The sequence below is a fragment of the Pseudomonas sp. MD195_PC81_125 genome (assembly GCF_014060985.1).
In the GTDB taxonomy this organism is placed as follows: Bacteria; Pseudomonadota; Gammaproteobacteria; order Pseudomonadales; family Pseudomonadaceae; genus Aquipseudomonas; species Aquipseudomonas parakoreensis.
The window spans coordinates 1-18,721 of record NZ_JABULD010000141.1; the positions used below are offsets into that span (position 1 = coordinate 1).

Consider the following 18,721-nt stretch of genomic DNA (forward strand, 5'->3'; position numbering starts at 1 on the left):
TTTCAGAAGCTTTCGAAGAATTCTTCAACAACTTCAACCACTTGCGCTTCCGATCTCTCGTTAGCGGGAGGCGAATTCTACAGCGTTACACGCTGCTGTCAACACCTCTTTTTCACCGCTTTCGACCGAGAAGATCGAACCGTCAAGAGAGCCAAACATCACCGCTCCTTCAACTCCTTCCAGGCTTCGATGAACTGAAGCTACCCACCGTCGAAAACTGCGTAACTCATTGAATTTCAAGGAGTTTTCCGTTTCGACTGCGCCGGAAGTGGGGCGAATTATAGACCTCCAGAATCTGCCGTCAACCGTTAATTTCAGTTTTCTGTCGAGACACCGAAAAAGCCAGCTATATATAGACGCAATGCCTCCGAATGCGCAGTATATTGCCCAACACCTAAAACAATACTCTGCTCTCACCTTTGGACGATGCCTCGCAATGACTGACCAACCTCGCTCTCTGGCCTCAACGCTGTTCCCGGTTGGCCTCTTATTAATAGCCATGGCATCCATCCAGTCTGGCGCCTCTTTAGCCAAAAGCATGTTCCCGGTAGTCGGCGCTCAAGGGACGACCACTCTGCGCCTGGTCTTCGCCAGCGTAATCATGCTGTTATTGCTGCGCCCATGGCGCGCAAGGCTGACAGCTCAGTCGCTGCGAACAGTGATCGTTTACGGAATGGCGCTGGGCGGGATGAACTTCCTCTTCTATATGTCATTGCGCACCGTACCGCTTGGCATTGCAGTCGCGCTTGAGTTCACGGGTCCGCTGGCCGTCGCCATTTACGCCTCTCGCCGCGCTATCGATTTTCTCTGGATTGCCTTGGCGGCCGTCGGCCTGCTGTTGTTGATCCCGACGGGAGCAACAACAGCGGGAATTGATCTGGTCGGCGCCGGTTATGCCTTGGGCGCCGGCGTGTGCTGGGCGTTGTATATTCTGTTCGGCCAAAAAGCTGGTGCAGACAACGGCGTGACGACTGCGGCTCTGGGCGTGATGATCGCCGCACTGTTTGTCGCGCCGATCGGCATCGTGCATGCCGGCACCGCGTTGCTGACCCCGTCGCTGATCCCGATCGCCATCGGCGTCGCCATCCTCTCAACAGCTTTGCCCTATACCCTTGAGATGGTCGCCCTCACCCGCATGCCTGCCCGCACCTTCGGTACCTTGATGAGCATCGAACCGGCCTTCGGCGCATTGTCGGGCCTCCTGTTTCTGCAGGAGTACCTCACGCTGTCACAATGGATGGCGATCCTCTGCATTATTCTGGCCTCCGTCGGGGCAACCATGACCATGGGCAGCACCGCCAAGCCCGCCGTTGCGGCGGATTGAGACAGGATTTGACGAAGGTCTGGCAATTGGCGTTCATTTAGGCCATGTTTAGCCCCCTTGACTCAGTGCCAGACATGGATTTTTCGGACAGGGATATCAAACCGCTTAAAGCGCAGGCGAATACAGGCAGACCCGAGCGCAAGACTCGTGGCTACCATAAGGACGGTAATGAAACGAATTTTGATACTGATCGCTGTATTGGCAGTAGCGGGGTGCGCAGCGACCTCCAAGACCCAGGTGAAGCACGGTAAAAAAGGGCTGCACATCAACTGTTCCGGGCTGTCGTCCTCTTGGGACAAGTGCTACACCAGCGCCGCCAATTCCTGCGCCCCCAAAGGCTACAAGGTCATCGCCAAATCCGGGGACGCCGTGGAAGAGCCAGGCGATTACCCGTTCGGTCTCAATCCGGCTGGCTATACCAGCCGCAGCATGATCGTCATCTGCAAGTGAATCATTCAGGCTGTCCGCCTTTCCGAGCAGCCAGTTGACGCCCGATTTCCTCATGACTGGACTGCAATACCGTCTGTTGAATCTCCGGCGTCACCAGCATCCGCGCCACCACCAGCGCTCCGACGCATTGCGACAGAATCGCCCAGGCCAGGCTGTCGCTTTCCAGAATCTGCGCCCAACTGGCTTGCAGCCGACAAATCCACAACTCTGCCTGCTCGCGAACCTGATCATCTGAACGGGCAATTTCCGCGCCCAGCGTCGGCAAGGCACAGCCCGATTCAGGCTGCTCCACGTGAGCCATGCTCAGGTACTGCTTGAGACAGCGTTCCAGCCGCTCACGGTCCTGCGCCCCTTCCCCCCCCAGCCGCTCCAGGCTCTGACACAGTTCGCGCTCGACGATAGCGGTGAACAGCTCGTTTTTCGACGAGAAGTGGCTATAAAACGCCGCGCCACTCAGGCCGATCGCCTTCATCAAACCATCGACACCGACTGTGGAAAAGCCCGAACGCTTGGCTGACAGTGCACTGCTGTTCAGCAGTTTTTCTCGGGTTTCCAGCTTGTGACCGGCGGAATACCGCATGTGCTTACCCTCTTGATCGACCGCCTTGACGTTGTCCGGATCCTAGCATAACGTTCGTTCACTTAACGATCGTTTACTAAAGGGGTTCACCCATGAATAACAACAAGAAGGTCGTATTAGTCGTTGGTGCCGGCGATGCCACCGGCGGAGCGATTGCCAAGCGCTTTGCCAGGGAAGGATTTGTCGCTTGCGTCACCCGGCGCAGTGCCGACAAATTGCAGCCGCTGGTCGACGCGATTTCGGCCGAGGGCGGAGAAGCCCATGGTTTTGCCTGCGATGCGCGCAAGGAAGAAGACGTCATCGCGTTGATTGAAGAGATCGAAACCTGCCTGGGTCCGATCGAGGCGTTTGTCTTCAACATCGGCGCCAACGTGCCTTGCAGCATTCTCGAAGAAACTGCGCGCAAGTATTTCAAGATCTGGGAAATGGCCTGTTTCTCGGGTTTTCTCAATGCCCGCGAAGTGGCCAAGCGCATGGTCACGCGCCAGCGCGGCACCATTCTGTTCACTGGCGCTACCGCTGGACTGCGTGGTGCTTCCGGATTTGCCGCGTTTGCCGGCGCCAAACACGGTATCCGTGCACTGGCGCAAAGCATGGCGCGTGAGCTGGGGCCGATGAACATCCATGTCGCGCACGTGGTGGTAGATGGCGCCATCGACACCGATTTCATTCGCAACAGTTTCCCGGAGAAGTACGCGACCAAGGATCAGGACGGTATTCTCAATCCCGAACACATCGCCGAAAACTATTGGTATCTGCACAGTCAGCCACGGGACGCCTGGACCTTCGAACTGGATCTGCGCCCGTGGAACGAACGCTGGTAAACCCCACCTCCTCCATAACAATAAATAGAGAGCAGCGAAGATGACGAAAACCGTGGAGTTCTATTTCGATCTCGGCAGCCCTGCCACTTACCTGGCCTATACCCAGTTGCCGAAGATCTGTGCCGAGACCGCGAGCCAGCTGATTTACATCCCGATGCTGCTGGGCGGCGTGTTCAAGGCGACCGGCAACGCATCGCCGGCGATGATTCCGGCAAAGGGCCGCTATATGTTTCAGGATCTGGATCGCTACGCCAAGCGTTACGGCGTGCCGCTGAAATTCAATCCGCATTTTCCGATCAACACACTGATGCTGATGCGTGCCGTCACCGGCATCCAACTGCGCCAACCGGAACGCTTTCAGGCGTTTATCGATTGTCTGTTCAAGGCATTGTGGGTGGAGGGACGCCCGCTTGATGAGCCGGCAACTGTCGCTGCGGTATTGAGCGAGCACGGCTTCGACCCCGATGAAGTTCTGGCCCTGACCAACGATGAGACGGTAAAGGCAGCCCTGAAGGACAACACCGAAACAGCCATTAAACGCGGAGTGTTTGGCGCGCCGAGCATGTTTATCGGCAACCAGATGTTCTTTGGACAGGACCGCCTCGACTTCGTCGAAGAAGCCCTGCGTCAAGATTAGAAACAACACCCGGGCATTGCCGCCAGCGCCCGGGTTTCAGCCATTCAGATCGCCGCGGTGCGCGTGTTCAGCCACTCCAGCGCAGCGCCCTCCAGCAACGGACTCAGACGCTCACGCACTTCAGCGTGGTAGGCGTTGAACCACTGCTTCTCTTCCTGCGTCAGCAAGGACGGTTCCAGGCAGCGCGTGTCGATCGGACACAGGGTCAAGGTTTCAAACTTGAGGAACTCACCGAACTCGCTGCTCCCCGCCTCGCGATTCATCGCCAGGTTCTCGATGCGCACGCCCCAACGGCCCGGACGATAAGTGCCCGGTTCGATCGAGGTGATCATCCCCGCTTGCATCGCCGTTTGCGGTGCCGGTGCTGCCTGATAGGCGATCACCTGCGGGCCTTCGTGAACGTTGAGGAAATAGCCGACCCCATGACCGGTGCCGTGACCGTAATCCACGCTTTCCGCCCAGATCGGTGCGCGGGCGATGGCGTCGAGCAACGGCGACAGAATGCCTTTCGGGAACTGCGCCCGCGAAAGAGCAATCACGCCTTTGAGTACGCGCGTGCAGTCACGCTTCTGCTCAGCCGTTGGCGTCCCCACTGGCACCATTCGGGTGATGTCGGTAGTGCCGCCCAGGTACTGGCCGCCCGAGTCGATCAGCAGCAAGCCGTCACCCTCGATCACTGCGTGTTCTTCTTCGGTGGCGTGGTAGTGCGGCATTGCGCCGTTGGCGTTAAACGCGGCAATCGTATTGAAGCTCAGCGACACGTAATCCGGACGACGCTCACGGGCAGCAGTGAGTTTCTCGTCGATGGTCAGTTCGGTGATGCGTTCACGACCCAAGGCCGATTCCAGCCAGGCGAAAAATTCGCACAACGCCGCGCCGTCCTGCTCCATGGCCTTGCGGATGTGCTGCGCATCAGCCTCACTCTTTTGCGATTTGGCGAGCGTGGTCGGGTTCAGGCCTTCGACCAGTTTCACGCCTTTGTCCAGATTATCCAGCAAACCGCTGGTCACCCGCGCCGGATCCACCAGCAGGCTCGCGCCGCCTGGGACAGCGCGCAAGGCGTCGGCGACTTCGCGGTAATCGCGCAAAGTCACGCCATCCTGCTCCAGCACTGCACGCAACTCGGCATCGACTTTGCTCAAGGCCACAAACAGGGTCGCTTGCTGTTGATTGATCAACGCGAACGACACAAACACCGGATTGAACGAGACATCGCCGCCGCGCAGGTTGAACAGCCAGGCAATGTCGTCGAGGGTGGCGATGAAGTGCCAGTCGGCGCCACGTTCCCGCAAGGTCTCACGCAGTTTGGCGAGTTTTTTCGCCACGGCTGACCGTCGCTTGCGGTGGCAGATGTTGATAGATCGGCGCGTTCGGCAGGCTCGGGCGGTCCGCCCAGACTTCATTCAGCAAATCGATGTCGGTACGCAGACGCGCGCCGCGGGCTTCAAGCTTGCTGCTCAACGTGCGGGCCGAGGCAACGGCCATCACCGCACCGTCGACCGCGACCACGCCACCTTCGGGTGTCTGCTCGGCGAGCCAGTCCAGCGGACTCGGCTGACCCGGTTGCAGCTTGACCAGTTCGATGCCGCTGCCCTTGAGTTCCTTGGTCGCCTGCTCCCAATAGCGACTGTCAGCCCAGACCCCGGCGAAATCGGCAGTCACGATCAACGTGCCGACCGAGCCATGAAAGCCCGACAGCCATTGGCGCCCTTGCCAGTAACCCGGCAGGTATTCCGAGAGGTGCGGGTCCGCCGATGGCACCAGCAACGCATGAATGCCTTCGCGGCGCATCAATTCACGGGTGTGCGCCAGGCGCTGGGGAACCGTTCCTTCGGTCAAAGTCTGGGTACTCATCATGTCTCCTGCCAATCACTTCATCGTTATTGTTCGTAGCCGTGAAAACCGGCTGGTTAAAGCCCTGTCGCCCAGAATGCCGGGGCACTGGCGCAGGCGCTTTTGATCAGTTCTGCCGCCTGATCGATATCGTCGGCAGTGGTGAAACGGCCGAGGCTCAGGCGAATGGTGCGACCGGCCAGCCGGGCATCGTGTCCCAGGGCCAACAGCACGTGAGAGGGCGTGTTGCTCGCCGAGTTACAGGCCGAGGTCGCGGAAAAGGCGATCGACTGGCTCAAGGCTGCACCGTTGAACTCACCTTCGCTGAACGTCAGGCTCAGGGTATGCGGGATGCGCTGGCTAGCGCTGCCGTTGAGACGCACGCCAGGCAGGCTCGACAACTGTTCGAGCAAGCGCTCACGCAGCGCCACGATGGATGTTTTCTCCTCATCGAACGCCACAGCGGCCAAGGCGAATGCCGCGCCCATGCCGGCGATCTGATGCGTCGCCAGCGTCCCGGAACGCAGCCCGCCTTCGTGGCCGCCGCCATGAATCTGCGCCTGCAAACGCTGCTGCGCGCGCGGGCCGACATACAACGCGCCGATCCCCTTGGGGCCGTAGAGTTTGTGCGCCGAAAACGACATCAAGTCCACCGGCCACTGCTGCAGATCGATCGCCACTTTGCCCGCACCCTGCGCGGCATCGACGTGGAACAGCGCGCCACGGCCGCGCACGACTTCACCAATGGCCGGGATATCGTTGAGGGTACCGAGTTCGTTGTTGACCAGCATCAGCGACACCAGAAAGGTATCGTCGCGCATGGCTTCGCTGACCGCTTGCGGGGTGATCAGGCCTTCGGCATCCGGCACCAGATAGCTCACCGCAACACCGGCGTCCTGCAATTGCCGGGCGGTATCAAGAATGGCTTTGTGTTCGATCTGGCTGGTAATGATGTGGCCACCGGCAACGCCGCGCGCCTGGGCTACGCCCTTGAGGGCGAGGTTGTTGGATTCGGTGGCGCCGGAGGTCCAGACGATCTGCGCGGCTTCGGCGCCCACCAGTTCGGCGACTTGTCGACGGGCCTGCTCGACCGTTTGCCGGGCCTGCTGGCCAAAGGCATGGGAACTGGACGCCGGGTTGCCGAAGTTACCGTGAAAACCCAGACAGTCGATCATCACCTGGATGACTCGCTCGTCCACCGGGGTGGTGGCGGCGTAATCGAAATACAGCGGACGTTTATTCATAAAAGACTCGCAGAGCGTGTTCCGGGATCAGGAGGCTCGTGTCTGCAAACGGCACAACGCAGCCTTGTGAGCTGCGCGTCGGTTCGAGAGCGTCATCAATACCTGATCGGATGCCGTTAAAGAAGAACAACTTCATTTAAAAGTGCGTAGGAACGCTCCTGAAGCCGAGCTTAACAGGCATCGGGCCGGCGGTTGAAGCAATGCGTCAGTGAAAGCTTTCGAGAAGTAACGGGTACAGCGAAATCACCAACAGCGCCGCCATGCCCCAGTTGAACACGCGCAACCAGCGCGGGTCCTTCAGCACGTTGCGCAACAGCGTGCCACACGCCGCCCAGACGCCGACACTGGGCAGGTTGATGATGGCAAACACGGCGGCAATCACCACCACGTTGGTGAAATAACCCTGCATCGGCGTGTAGGTGCTGATGGCGCCGATGGCCATGATCCAGGCCTTGGGATTGACCCACTGGAACGCCGCCGCGCCGAGATAGCTGATCGGCCGGGCCTCGCCTTCGACGCCCTCGCCCACCGGCCCCGAGTGGGCGATTTTCCACGCCAGGTACAACAGATACGCGGCGCCGACATAGCGCAGCACCGTGTACAGAATCGGGTATGTCTGGAATACCGCGCCCAGGCCAAAGCCCACCGCGACCACCAATACGAAGAAACCGCAGGTGATGCCGAGCATGTGAGGAATGGTGCGGTTGAAGCCGAAGTTCACCCCCGACGCCAGCAACATGGTGTTGTTCGGCCCCGGTGTAATCGAGGTGACAAGGGCAAACAGGGCAAAGCCCAACAGCAGATCAAGCGAAAGGGTCATGGAGGGCAATCCGTCGGGGGTCATTCAGGTGTTGACCCTATCGCACGGCAGCCCGCAAACCCACGGACAGTTACGCGAAAATTCGAGCAGTACAGTTTTCGATTAACTTGGACGACCATGCAGCTGTATGGCTCGCCCGGCGCTCATTTCAGCTTTCTTGTCGAATTGCGATTCGCCCAGCAGTGCGGCTTTCTTCGCGTGATATTCGTCGAAGGACAAGCCGCTGCGATTCAGCGCTTCCATCGCCAGTTCGCGGGTTTCTTCGGCGGTGTAAGGCCGTTGTTCGGGGGAAACGTGGGTCGCGCAACCGGCGAGTACGGAGACAGCGAGCAACAGCGAAACAGTCAGTAAATGATTCATGGGGAGCGTCCTGGCGGGGCGGTGGTAGTCGATGGACAAAGGCTACGCCCGCGCCCGTCCGGGCAAAAATCAACGCGTTCAATAGTGGCTATCAGGATTTCAGCTGTATCGTCGCTATATCTCCAAATGATCTATAAATATCGATTAACGTTCTTTTACGGAATAAACAGCAGTCGCTATAAATCCCTGCACACGGCGAACAACTGTTGCTCCAGCAACTGTTGCCCAGGCAACAGCAGATCAACAAACCCGCCTGATATCCGCACAACCGACTTACGCCAGAGCGCTCAGGCCCAATAAAACCGGGCCTCTCAGGAATTGGTACAGCGCTTGCTCAAGCCTTGGCACTGACTCACTGCTCGCTGAGCAACTGTTGAAAAAAAGGAACTGATCATGTCGCGTCCCCTGAAAGTCGTCGCCCTCTCCGGCGGCACCTGGCGTCCATCGCGCACGCTGGTACTGACCCAAGCGCTGTTGGCCGAACTGGCCGGACACTTGCCGGTCGAGAGTCATCTGATCGAACTCGGTGACATCGCCCGGCCGTTGGGTAGTGCCCTGTCGCGTCAGGAGCTGAACACCGAGGTCGAGGCCGAACTGCAAGCCATCGAACAGGCGGATCTGCTGATCGTCGCCGCGCCGGTGTATCGCGGTTCCTACCCGGGCCTGCTCAAGCATCTGTTTGACCTGATCGACCTCAACGCGCTGATCGACACCCCGGTACTGCTCGCTGCCACCGGGGGCAGTGAGCGCCATGCGCTGGTGCTGGATCACCAGTTGCGGCCGCTGTTCAGTTTCTTCCAGGCCGTGACCCTGCCCATCGGGGTCTATGCCACCGAGGCCGATTTCGCCGACTACCAGATCACCAGCGAACCGCTGAAAGCGCGCATTCGCCTGGCCGCCGAACGCGCCGCGCCGCTGTTCGGCACGCAAATCAAACCGTTGCTGAAAATCGCTTAAGGAGCTGTTCATGGATGTTTTCTGGTTCCTGCCGACCCACGGCGACGGGCATTACCTGGGCACCACCCAAGGCGCGCGCCCGGTCACCCTGAATTACCTGAAACAAGTGGCGCAAGCCGCCGACAGCCTCGGCTACCACGGCGTGCTGATTCCCACCGGGCGCTCCTGCGAAGACTCGTGGGTGATCGCTTCGGCGCTGGTGCCTTTGACCGAGCGCCTGCGTTATCTGGTAGCGATCCGTCCGGGGATCATTTCGCCCACCGTTTCGGCGCGCATGGCGGCGACGCTCGATCGACTGTCCAACGGCCGCCTGCTGATCAACGTGGTGACCGGCGGCGACCCCGACGAAAACCGTGGCGACGGCAGCTTCCTCAGCCACAGCGAACGCTACGAAGTCACCGACGAATTCCTCAAGATCTGGCGCCGGGTGTTGCAAGGCGAATCGGTGGATTTCGAAGGCAAACACCTGAAAGTACAGAACGCCAAGGCCCTTTATCCGCCAGTGCAGAAGCCCTATCCGCCGCTGTATTTCGGTGGCTCGTCCGACGCGGCACATGACCTCGCTGCCGAGCAAGTCGACGTGTATCTGACCTGGGGCGAACCGCCCGCCGCCGTTGCCGAAAAACTCGCCGATGTGCGTGAACGCGCCGCGCGGCATGGGCGCAGGGTGAAGTTCGGGATTCGCCTGCATGTGATCGTCCGCGAGACCGCCGAAGAAGCATGGAAAGCGGCGGACAAACTGATCGAGCACATCAGCGACGAGACCATCGAGGCCGCGCAGAAATCCTTCTCGCGCTTCGACTCCGAAGGCCAGCGGCGCATGGCAGCGTTGCACGACGGGCGTCGCGACAACCTGGAAATCGCCCCCAACCTGTGGGCCGGCGTCGGTCTGGTACGCGGCGGTGCCGGTACCGCGCTGGTGGGCGATCCGCAGCAAGTGGCCGCGCGGATCAAGGAGTACGCCGACCTCGGTATCGAGAGCTTCATCTTTTCCGGTTATCCGCACCTGGAAGAAGCTTATCGCTTTGCCGAACTGGTGTTCCCGCTGCTGCCGGAACCCTACGCGAGCCTGGCCGGACGCGGCGTGACCAACCTCACCGGGCCGTTTGGCGAAATGATTGCCAACGATGTGTTGCCCACCCAGGCAAAGGCCTAAAACGTCCACTGTAGGAGCTGCCGAAGGCTGCGATCTGTTGATCTTGCTTGTAAAAAATCAAATCAAACAGATCGCACCTTCGGCAGCTCCTACACGGAAGTTGTAGAACATAGGAGTTTTGGTGTGACCGCCAAACCACAAAGCACCCTGCTCTCCCCGCTGCAGACCGCGCGTCAACTGGCCGCCGAATTCGCCCTGACCGCCGTCGAGCGTGACGAGCGCGGCGGTACGCCGAAGGCCGAACGCGATGCCCTGCGCGACAGCGGCCTGCTGGCGCTGAGCATTCCCACCCGTTACGGCGGCCTCGGCGCGACATGGAGCGAAACCCTGCAAGTCGTGCGCGAGTTCGCCAAGGTCGACAGTTCCGTCGCCCACGTCTTCGGCTTTCATCACCTGATGCTTGCCACCGTGCGCCTGTTCTCGCGGCCCGAACAATGGCAGCCATGGTTCGAACAGACCGCGCGGCAGAACTGGTTCTGGGGTAACGCCCTCAACCCGCTCGACACCCGCACTGTGGTCAAGGACTTCGGCGGCTGGCGCGAGTTTTCCGGGAAGAAAAGCTTCTGCTCCGGCGCCAGCGATTCGCAGATGTTGATCGCTTCCGCCGTCGACGAAAGTGCAGGCGGCAAGTTGCTGATTGCGGCGATCCCCAGCGGTCGCAGCGGCATCACTCTGCACGACGACTGGAACAACATCGGCCAGCGCCAGACCGACAGCGGCAGCGCCACGTTCGAACGGGTGCGGGTCGAAGAATCCGAGCTGCTGCTTGATCCCGGCCCGTTGAGCACGCCGTTCGCCTGCCTGCGTCCGCTGATCGCGCAACTGACCTTCACCCATCTGTTTCTCGGGATCGCCGAAGGTGCGTTTGAGGAAGCGCGCCAGTACACGCTGAGCGAAACCCGGCTCTGGCACAAATCCGCCGCCCGCGACGTGCGTGAAGATCCGTACGTGCTCGCGCATTACGGCGAGTTCTGGGTCGCACTGGAAGGCATTCGTCTGCTGGTCGAGCGGGCCGCCGCGCTGCTCGACGAGGCCTGGGCCAAAGGCCCGAACCTGACCGCAGAAGAACGTGGACATCTGGCCACGGCGATTGCCACCGCCAAGGTCGCCGCCAGTCGTCAGGGACTGGACATCTGCAGCCGTTTGTTCGAAGTCACCGGCGCGCGTTCAACCCACGCCTCGCTGCGTCTCGACCGACACTGGCGCAACCTGCGCACGCAGACTCTGCACGACCCGCTCGATTACAAACTCCACGAGCTGGGCGACTGGGCGCTGAACCAGGCGCTGCCGGTGCCGACGTTCTATTCCTGATCTTGCCTTTAATGGAGCGAGTCCCATGCAACTGCTGACCCTTCCGCCCTCACCCGCTCTGGCGACGTCGATCCGCGCCACCGCGCAGGTCTTCGAAGACCCGAAATCCCAGGCCTTGCTGGCGCATCTGCAACAGGTCGCGCCGAGCGAAGCCAGCGTGCTGATCATCGGCGAGACCGGCACCGGCAAGGAACTGGTGGCGCGGCATATTCACAACCTGAGCCACCGCCGGCATCGGCCGTTTGTCGCAGTCAACTGCGGCGCCTTCTCCGAATCACTGGTGGAAGCCGAGCTGTTCGGCCATGAAAAAGGCGCTTTCACCGGCGCGCTCGGCGCCAAGGCCGGCTGGTTCGAAGAGGCGGACGGCGGCACTTTGTTCCTCGACGAAATCGGCGATTTGCCGATGGCGATTCAGGTCAAGTTGCTGCGGGTGTTGCAGGAACGCGAAGTGGTGCGCCTCGGTTCGCGCAAAAGCATTCCGATCGATGTGCGGGTACTGGCCGCGACCAACGTGCAACTGGAGAAAGCGATCAATGCCGGCAACTTCCGCGAAGACCTGTTCTACCGGTTGAACGTGGTCAATCTGGAACTCAGTCCGCTGCGCGAACGGCCCGGCGACATCCTGCCGCTGACCCGGCATTTCATCGAGGCCTACAGCCAGCGCCTGGGTTACGGACGGGTCAGTATCAGCCCCGGTGCCGAACAGAAACTGCGCAGCTACAGTTGGCCGGGGAACATCCGCGAACTGGAAAACGTCATCCATCACACCCTGTTGATCTGCCGCAACGGCGTGATCGAGCGCGACGATCTGCGCCTGTCCAACCTGCGCATCGAGCGCCCGGACGATCAGCAGTCAAACACCGACGATTCACCGGAAGCGTTGCTGGAGCGAGCCTTCCAGAAGCTCTTCGAGCAACAGGCCGGCGCCCTCCACGAAAAGGTCGAAGACGCCTTGCTGCGCGCCGCCTATCGCTTCTGCCATTACAACCAGGTGCACACCGCCGCGCTGCTCGGTCTGAGCCGCAACGTCACGCGCACACGGCTGATCAAGATCGGCGAACTGGCGGTGAACAAGCGGCGGCTCACGGAGAACCTGCGCGGTGAACGCCTGATCCAGTTGTCGATCTAGCCGACCAGGTTGCAGTGCAGCGCATCGTCATGGCTGCGGGCGATGCTGCTCAACACCTGAAACGAATTGAAGGTCACGGTTTTCGCCTGATGGGCGCGGATCAGCTGCCAGAAATCCTGCTCGCCGCTTTCATAGCGACAGAACGCCGCCTCCCCGGCTTCGCGGCTTTGCCATTGCAGCAAGCTCAGCACCCGCCGACCGTCGTCGCTGACCTGGACACTGGCGCTGACAAAGCCTGCGTAGCGCTGCGCCAGATGTTCGCTCTGCTGCGACAGCGCACAAACCAATGCCGGCTGCTGACGCGGCTCGATCTCGAATTCGATCAATTGGGTAAAGCTGCGATTTTTCGCTGAGGTTTGCATGAGAAGTCCCCACTGATTAAGCCGAGTCTTGCGACTCGAAGGCCTGCAGGGTAAAACCTCTAGTTAAGTCAAGGTCAAGAGTCCTTTGCAAATGATCACTCCGGAAAACCTGCACAAACAGCTCACCGTCGGCGAAGTCGCCGCGCGCAGCGGTGTCGCGGTCACTGCCCTGCATTTTTATGAAGCCAAAGGCCTGATCACCAGCCAGCGCAATGCCGGCAATCAGCGCCGTTATCCACGGGCGGTCTTGCGCCGAGTAGCGTTGATCAAGGTCGCGCAACGCCTGGGTATTCCGCTGGCGGAGATTGGCGAGGCGCTGAAGAGACTCCCCGACGACCGCGCACCAACCGCAGCGGACTGGAAAATCCTCTCCGAGCAATGGCGCCGCGAGCTGGATGAACGGATTAATCAACTGATCCTGTTGCGTGACCGGCTTACCGGCTGCATCGGCTGCGGCTGTCTGTCGATGGAAGCTTGCCCGTTGCGCAACCAGGGCGATGTGCTCGGTGAGAAAGGGCCGGGGGCGCACTTTCTCGGCTGACGGCTCGTCGGGGAAAAATTCTGCCCGCGCAGACAGTTCTATAGTGAATTTTCCACAAATCCGGTGGAGCCCTACCTCGCAAAACAAAGAACAGGGAGAACGTCATGAGCGTCAAACCCATTTCCGAGGGGTATCACAGCATTACCCCGTACCTCGGCATTCTCAAGGCTGCCGATGCCATCGAATTCTATAAAAAAGCCTTCGGCGCCACGGTGGTCATGCGCCTGGACATGCCGGACGGCCGTATCGGCCACGCCGAGCTGCGCATTGGCGACAGCGCGATCATGCTCGGCACACCGTGCGATCAAGGGCCATTGAGCGGCCCGGACCATGCCGTGTCGGTCGGTCTGCATCTGTATGTCACCGATGTCGACAAATCCTTTCAGCGGGCACTGGAGGCCGGGGCGCAAGCGGTGTCCGAGGTCAAGGATCAGTTTTATGGTGATCGCAGCGGGACGCTGAAAGATCCTTATGGGCATCTGTGGTTTCTGGCGACGCGCAAGGAGGACCTGACCGAGGAGCAGATCAGGCAGCGGGCGATGGAGATGTTTCAGCAGGGTTGAGATTTTCAGGGGCTGGGCTGGCCTCTTCGCGGGCAAGCCCGCTCCCACAGAGATCTTTGGTGTTTACACGATGGGTGTCACACAGAAAAACACTGTGGGAGCGGGCTTGCCCGCGAAGGGGCCAGCCCTGGCGACATACATCACACTTCATGAACCACCACACCACGCTTCAACCCTTGCCCCGCATGCCGAACACTTTCAGGATGCATCCCACCCGCACCTGAACAAGGATCAGCCCGATGTTTGCCGGATTCAGCAAAGACCAGCGCCACATCAACGGTGTCGACATCGCCTACCGCCTCGGCGGCAGCGGCCCGGGCCTGTTGCTGTTGCACGGACACCCGCAGACCCATGTGATCTGGCACAAGATTGCCGAGCAGTTGGCGGAGCATTTCACCGTGGTCGCCGCCGACCTGCGCGGATACGGCGACAGCGCCTGGCCGGCTGCCGATGAACAGCATCGTCATTACTCAAAACGCGAAATGGCCAGGGACAACCTCGAGTTGATGCAGGCGCTGGGCTTCGAACAGTTTTCGGTGCTGGCCCACGACCGTGGCGCGCGGGTCGCCCATCGCCTGGCCCTCGACCACCGCGCTGCGGTGCAACGGATGATGCTGCTGGACATCGCCCCGACCCTGGCGATGTACACGCAGACCAACGAGGCCTTTGCCCGCGCCTATTGGCACTGGTTCTTCCTGATCCGCCCGGCGCCGTTGCCGGAAACCCTGATCGAAGCCGATCCCGAAGGCTATCTGCGCAGCGTCATGGGCAGCCGCAGCGCCGGGCTCACGCCGTTTACCGGGCCAGCGTTCAGCGAATACCTGCGTTGTCTGCAACGTCCCGGCAGCGCCCGCGGCATTTGCGAGGACTACCGCGCCAGCGCCAGCATCGACCTGGAACATGACCGGGCCGACCTCGCTGCCGGCCATCATCTTGACCTGCCGCTGCGGGTGCTGTGGGGCGCGCAAGGCACGGTCGGGCGCTGCTTCGACCCGCTCAAGGAATGGCAGCACGTGGCAACCAACGTCAGTGGCAAGGCGCTGCCGGCCGGGCATTATCTGGCCGAAGAAGTGCCCGAACTATTGCTCGCCGAAGCGCTGGATTTCCTGCGCTGAATCGAGCGTTCCCCACCGATGCTATGCTGGCGGCTTGTGCCGCCAGTGCCCGCCCCCACATGTCCCCGGAACCAAGACCCCGTGCCCCTGCCCGAAGACCTGCGGGTGCTGCTGACCGTGATCCGCAAGAACGGCTTCGCAGCCGCCGCCGATGAGCTGGGCCTGAGCCCGGCCTACGTCAGCAAACGCATCCAGATTCTCGAATCGACCCTCGGCACCCGCCTGCTGCACCGCACCAGTCGCCGCTTGTCGCTGACCGAGGACGGCGAGCGGGTGCAGCGCTGGGCTTTGCGCATCCTCGATGATTTCCAGCAACTGCATGACGATCTGGCCGACGCCCACGACAGCCCACGCGGGCGCCTGCACATCTGCAGCAGTTTCGGTTTTGGCCGTAATCATGTGGCGCCTGCGGTTTCGCTGCTGGCGGAACGGCACCCGCAATTGCAGATTCGCCTGGACCTGTTCGACCGCGCGGTGGACATCGTCAACGAAGGTTTCGATCTGGAAATCCGCGTCGGCGACGACCTGCCCGGTCAGCACATCGGCCGGCAACTGGTGAGCAACCGCCGGGTGCTGTGCGCTGCGCCCGGATACCTTGAACGCCGAGGTACACCGCAGTCCCTGGACGATCTGCAACAACACGATTGTCTGGTGATCAAGGAGCGCGACAACGCGTTCGGCATCTGGCATCTGGATCGTGACGGCACGCAGGAAAGCGTGCGCGTCAGTGGGCCGCTGTCGTCCAACAACGGCGAAATCGTCCTGCAATGGGCGCTCGACGGACGCGGGGTGTTGCTGCGCTCATTGTGGGATGTGAAACCGTTGCTGGAACAGGGCCGACTGCTGCCGGTGCTGGCCGATTACAGCCAGAGCGCCAATGTCTGGGCGGTGTACCCGACGCGGCTGGCCAACTCCGGAAAGCTGCGGGCGTGTGTGGAGTTTTTGCAGGGGCATTTCAAGGATCTTTCTCTGTAGCCGGAACACCACAAAACCCCGTGGGAGCTGGCTTGCCAGCGAAGGCGTCAGCTCAGCCAATATAAATGTTGGATGTGCTGGCCTCATCGCTGGCAAGCCAGCTCCCACAGGGTCAAAGGGGTGTCAGGCCAGCCATGGGTTGGCGGCCAGGTGTTCGCGCTCGAACGCCTCGATCTGCGCTCGCCGCTGCAAGGTACTGCCAATCGCATCCAGCCCCAGCAACAGCGCGGTCTTGCGCAAGCCGTCAATCTGGAAATCGATGACTTCACCGTCCGCCAGACGAATCTGCTGCGTCTCCAGATCCACACTGATCTGCGCCGTTTCAGGCTGACTCACCAACCGGCCAATGCGCTGCACCTGCGCCTCATCCAGCGTGATCAGCAACACCCCGTTGCGCTGGCAGTTGTCGAAGAAGATCCCGGCGAAACGGCTGCCGATCAGCGCGCGAATGCCCATTTGCTGCAGCCCCCACACCGCGTGTTCGCGGCTGGAACCGCAGCCGAAATTCGCCCCGACCACCAGAAAACTCGCGCCCTGCCAGGCTGGCTGGTTCAACACGAATTCCGGGTTGGGCGTACCGTCGGCGAGAAAGCGCAGATCGAAAAACAGCCCACGATCCAGTCCCTGACGGTCGATCCCCTTGAGAAACTGCTTGGGCATGATCACGTCAGTGTCGACGTTGGCCGCGAGCAGCGGCGCGGCCTAGCCGCTGACTTGCGTGAAGGGTTGCAGACTCATGGACGTTCTCCAAAGTGGCGGATGTCGGTGAGGTGGCCGCTGATCGCGGCGGCGGCGACCATCGCCGGGCTCATCAGGTGCGTACGCGCCCCGGCACCCTGGCGGCCTTCGAAATTGCGGTTGGTGCTGGAGGCGCAACGGTCGCCGGGCGCGAGCACGTCATCGTTCATCGCCAGGCACATCGAGCAACCGGACTGACGCCATTCAAACCCGGCGTCGATAAAGATCTGCGCCAGCCCTTCAGCCTCGGCCTGAGCGCGCACTTCGCTGGAACCGGGCACGATCATCGCCCGCACATGCCCGGCCACCCGCCGCCCGCGCACAACGCTGGCGGCGTCACGCAGATCCTCGATCCGCGCGTTGGTGCAGGAGCCGATAAACGCGTGACTGATGACAATATCGCGCAGCGCCATGCCCGCCTCCAGGCCCATGTAATGCAGGGCGCGGCGCATGTCCTGACGCAGGATCGGATCGTCGATGCTTTGCGGGTCCGGCACCTGCGCGCCAATCGCAGCCGCCTGATCGGGGCTGGTGCCCCAGGTGACCATCGGCTCCAGCAGACTGGCGTCGAGATGGATTTCGCGGTCGAACACGGCGCCGGGATCGCTGCGCAGTTCACGCCACTTTTCCATGCCCCGCGCCCACAGCACGCCTTGCGGTGCGCGGGGTTTGCCGTTGAGATAAGCAAAGACTTTTTCGTCCGGCGCCATGAACGCACCGCGTGCACCGGCTTCGACCGCCATGTTGCAAATGGTCATCCGCGCTTCGACGCTCAGCGCATCAATGGTCGAACCGCAGAACTCGATCGCATAGCCAGTGGCGCCCGACGCACCGATGCGACCGATCAGCGCCATGATCAAGTCCTTCGACGTCAGCCCTGGCGCCAGCTCACCCTCCACCGTCACGCGCAGGCTTTTCAGGCGTTTGTAGACCAGCGTTTGCGAGGCCAGCAGGTGCTCGATTTCCGAGGTGCCAATGCCAAACCCGAACGCCCCCAGCGCACCGTAGGTGGTGGTGTGGCTGTCGCCCGCGGCGATGACCATGCCCGGCAGAATGAAGCCCTGCTCCGGGGCGATCACATGCTCGATGCCCTGACGTTTGTCGAGGATATCCAGCAGTTCGATGCCGAAGTCCCGGCAGTTTTGCGCCAGATACGCCACCTGCCGCGCACCGCCGGCATCGGGCATCGCCGCCGCCCGTTGCGGCGTGGTCGGATTGACGTGATCGACCACCGCCAGCGCCGTGCCCGGCCGCCAGACCTTGCGCCCGGCGGCGCGCAGACCGCTGAACGCCTGCGGGCTGGTGTATTCGTTGATCACCTGGCGATCGATATACAGCAGCACATGGCCCTGATCGTCGAGGCGGCACACGGTGTGCGAATCGATGTGTTTGTCGTAGAGGGTTCTGGGGCTCATCAGGGGGCTCACTCGGGAAATCCAGTGCTTTCCATCATAAGGAGCGCGAACCGGCCATCAATTGCCCGACAGTGAGAGCGCCATTCATGAATCGTGTTTGATCGCCTGCCCGCAAAAATCCTGTAGGAGCTGTCGAGTGCAACGAGGCTGCGATCTTTGGATCTGTTGTTTAAAGATCAAGATCAAAAGATCGCAGCGTGCCGCAGCTCCTACAGGGGGATGTCGTCGCCCCCTGCGAAGTGCGAAACATTTACTTTCATATCACCTTTCGGGATTTGTCCGGCTCATCCGTCCTATAGAGATGCAGGCCGTTCGCACAGGCAACCGCCACGACCGCGCCTTTTTGCGGACACCCGCGCTGCGAAGCCCGTAGCCGCGTGCCCTTTC

The 18,721-nt window shown here is 61.0% G+C and carries 19 protein-coding genes and 1 pseudogene; 12 read left to right on the plus strand and 8 right to left on the minus strand.

Features of this window, described 5'->3' with window-relative positions:
- Window positions 1–436: 436 nt before the first annotated feature.
- On the plus strand, window positions 437–1,324 hold the full coding sequence (gene rhtA, locus HT737_RS06290) for a threonine/homoserine exporter RhtA (RefSeq protein ID WP_121186429.1): 888 nt from the start codon (window positions 437–439) through the stop codon (window positions 1,322–1,324).
- Window positions 1,325–1,492: 168 nt separating this feature from the next.
- Window positions 1,493–1,774 (plus strand): hypothetical protein, encoded by a 282-nt coding sequence (locus HT737_RS06295; protein ID WP_041069802.1) that lies wholly within the window; start codon window positions 1,493–1,495, stop codon window positions 1,772–1,774.
- A 1-nt stretch (window position 1,775) separates the two neighbouring features.
- Here the strand turns inward: HT737_RS06295 and HT737_RS06300 are convergent, their stop codons facing one another.
- Window positions 1,776–2,354 (minus strand): TetR/AcrR family transcriptional regulator, encoded by a 579-nt coding sequence (locus HT737_RS06300; protein WP_182401873.1) that lies wholly within the window; start codon window positions 2,352–2,354, stop codon window positions 1,776–1,778.
- Between the two features lie 92 nt (window positions 2,355–2,446).
- Here HT737_RS06300 and HT737_RS06305 point away from each other — a divergent pair, with 92 nt between their 5' ends.
- Both HT737_RS06305 and HT737_RS06310 read left to right on the plus strand, forming a co-directional pair.
- The gene (locus tag HT737_RS06305) at window positions 2,447–3,178 is read left to right on the plus strand and encodes an SDR family oxidoreductase (protein WP_047295320.1); all 732 of its coding nucleotides are present in this window, start codon (window positions 2,447–2,449) and stop codon (window positions 3,176–3,178) included.
- Between the two features lie 40 nt (window positions 3,179–3,218).
- Complete coding sequence (locus HT737_RS06310) at window positions 3,219–3,815, plus strand: 2-hydroxychromene-2-carboxylate isomerase (RefSeq protein WP_182401875.1); 597 nt, start codon at window positions 3,219–3,221, stop codon at window positions 3,813–3,815.
- A 44-nt stretch (window positions 3,816–3,859) separates the two neighbouring features.
- Here the strand turns inward: HT737_RS06310 and HT737_RS06315 are convergent.
- From HT737_RS06315 to HT737_RS06330, 4 genes and pseudogenes are all read right to left on the minus strand, one after another.
- Window positions 3,860–5,669 (minus strand): annotated as a pseudogene (locus HT737_RS06315) (aminopeptidase P family protein).
- Window positions 5,670–5,725: 56 nt separating this feature from the next.
- Window positions 5,726–6,892 (minus strand): aminotransferase class V-fold PLP-dependent enzyme, encoded by a 1,167-nt coding sequence (locus tag HT737_RS06320; protein WP_182401876.1) that lies wholly within the window; start codon window positions 6,890–6,892, stop codon window positions 5,726–5,728.
- A 205-nt stretch (window positions 6,893–7,097) separates the two neighbouring features.
- Window positions 7,098–7,712, minus strand: coding sequence for a LysE family translocator (locus HT737_RS06325; protein WP_041069783.1), 615 nt, complete (start codon window positions 7,710–7,712; stop codon window positions 7,098–7,100).
- A gap of 102 nt (window positions 7,713–7,814) precedes the next feature.
- Entirely contained in the window at window positions 7,815–8,072 is a 258-nt protein-coding gene (locus HT737_RS06330; protein WP_047295328.1) for a hypothetical protein, read from the minus strand.
- A 393-nt stretch (window positions 8,073–8,465) separates the two neighbouring features.
- Between HT737_RS06330 and msuE the strand changes: the two genes are divergently transcribed.
- The 4 genes from msuE (at window position 8,466) to HT737_RS06350 (ending at window position 12,625) form a co-directional block, all read left to right on the plus strand.
- Window positions 8,466–9,029, plus strand: coding sequence for an FMN reductase (gene msuE, locus HT737_RS06335; protein ID WP_047295330.1), 564 nt, complete (start codon window positions 8,466–8,468; stop codon window positions 9,027–9,029).
- 10 nt (window positions 9,030–9,039) lie between these two features.
- A complete protein-coding gene (gene ssuD, locus HT737_RS06340; RefSeq protein WP_182401877.1) occupies window positions 9,040–10,185 on the plus strand; it encodes an FMNH2-dependent alkanesulfonate monooxygenase in 1,146 nt (381 codons plus the stop codon).
- A gap of 123 nt (window positions 10,186–10,308) precedes the next feature.
- Window positions 10,309–11,496, plus strand: coding sequence for an acyl-CoA dehydrogenase family protein (locus HT737_RS06345; RefSeq protein WP_182401878.1), 1,188 nt, complete (start codon window positions 10,309–10,311; stop codon window positions 11,494–11,496).
- A gap of 25 nt (window positions 11,497–11,521) precedes the next feature.
- Window positions 11,522–12,625, plus strand: a complete 1,104-nt coding sequence (locus HT737_RS06350; RefSeq protein WP_182401879.1) for a sigma-54-dependent Fis family transcriptional regulator — start codon at window positions 11,522–11,524, stop codon at window positions 12,623–12,625.
- Here the strand turns inward: HT737_RS06350 and HT737_RS06355 are convergent.
- Window positions 12,622–12,987, minus strand: coding sequence for an antibiotic biosynthesis monooxygenase (locus tag HT737_RS06355; protein ID WP_041069765.1), 366 nt, complete (start codon window positions 12,985–12,987; stop codon window positions 12,622–12,624). The genes HT737_RS06350 and HT737_RS06355 overlap by 4 nt on opposite strands.
- 91 nt (window positions 12,988–13,078) lie before the next feature.
- Between HT737_RS06355 and soxR the strand changes: the two genes are divergently transcribed.
- From soxR to HT737_RS06375, 4 genes are all read left to right on the plus strand, one after another.
- Entirely contained in the window at window positions 13,079–13,528 is a 450-nt protein-coding gene (gene soxR, locus HT737_RS06360) for a redox-sensitive transcriptional activator SoxR (protein WP_182401880.1), read from the plus strand.
- 104 nt (window positions 13,529–13,632) lie between these two features.
- Window positions 13,633–14,091, plus strand: a complete 459-nt coding sequence (locus tag HT737_RS06365; RefSeq protein ID WP_182401881.1) for a VOC family protein — start codon at window positions 13,633–13,635, stop codon at window positions 14,089–14,091.
- 239 nt (window positions 14,092–14,330) lie between these two features.
- Window positions 14,331–15,206: an alpha/beta fold hydrolase gene (locus HT737_RS06370; RefSeq protein WP_182401883.1), complete on the plus strand. Its 876-nt coding sequence runs from the start codon at window positions 14,331–14,333 to the stop codon at window positions 15,204–15,206.
- An 81-nt stretch (window positions 15,207–15,287) separates the two neighbouring features.
- Complete coding sequence (locus HT737_RS06375; RefSeq protein ID WP_374011140.1) at window positions 15,288–16,181, plus strand: LysR substrate-binding domain-containing protein; 894 nt, start codon at window positions 15,288–15,290, stop codon at window positions 16,179–16,181.
- Window positions 16,182–16,304: 123 nt separating this feature from the next.
- Here the strand turns inward: HT737_RS06375 and leuD are convergent, their stop codons facing one another.
- Together leuD and leuC are read right to left on the minus strand one after the other, a co-directional pair.
- On the minus strand, window positions 16,305–16,874 hold the full coding sequence (gene leuD / locus HT737_RS06380) for a 3-isopropylmalate dehydratase small subunit (protein ID WP_306287178.1): 570 nt from the start codon (window positions 16,872–16,874) through the stop codon (window positions 16,305–16,307).
- A gap of 41 nt (window positions 16,875–16,915) precedes the next feature.
- The gene (gene leuC, locus HT737_RS06385) at window positions 16,916–18,334 is read right to left on the minus strand and encodes a 3-isopropylmalate dehydratase large subunit (RefSeq protein ID WP_182401886.1); all 1,419 of its coding nucleotides are present in this window, start codon (window positions 18,332–18,334) and stop codon (window positions 16,916–16,918) included.
- Window positions 18,335–18,721 lie beyond the last annotated feature (387 nt).